We start from the raw sequence: 384 nt of genomic DNA on the forward strand, positions 1-384 counted from the left end.
AGAAGATTACGGTCGACGTGCGCGGTGAAATCCTGGAGCTGAAGAACACCATCAACACGATGGTGGACCAGCTCAACTCGTTCGCCTCGGAGGTGACGCGCGTCGCCCGCGAGGTGGGTACGGAAGGAAAGCTGGGCGGTCAGGCCATCGTGCGCGGCGTCGGTGGAACGTGGAAGGACCTCACCGACAACGTGAACAGCATGGCGTCCAACCTCACCGCCCAGGTGCGCAACATCGCCGAAGTCACGACGGCCGTTGCGAATGGCGACCTGTCCAAGAAGATTACGGTCGACGTGCGCGGTGAAATCCTGGAGCTGAAGAACACCATCAACACGATGGTGGACCAGCTCAACTCGTTCGCCTCGGAGGTGACGCGCGTCGCCC

At 61.7% G+C, this 384-nt stretch carries 1 protein-coding gene; it reads left to right on the plus strand.

Annotated features, from left to right (window positions below):
• The coding region (locus G4D85_RS48715) for a HAMP domain-containing protein (RefSeq protein WP_164021976.1) at window positions 1-384 on the plus strand (384 nt) is incomplete at both ends.

It is taken from the genome of Pyxidicoccus trucidator (assembly GCF_010894435.1).
GTDB classification, from domain to species: Bacteria; Myxococcota; Myxococcia; order Myxococcales; family Myxococcaceae; genus Myxococcus; species Myxococcus trucidator.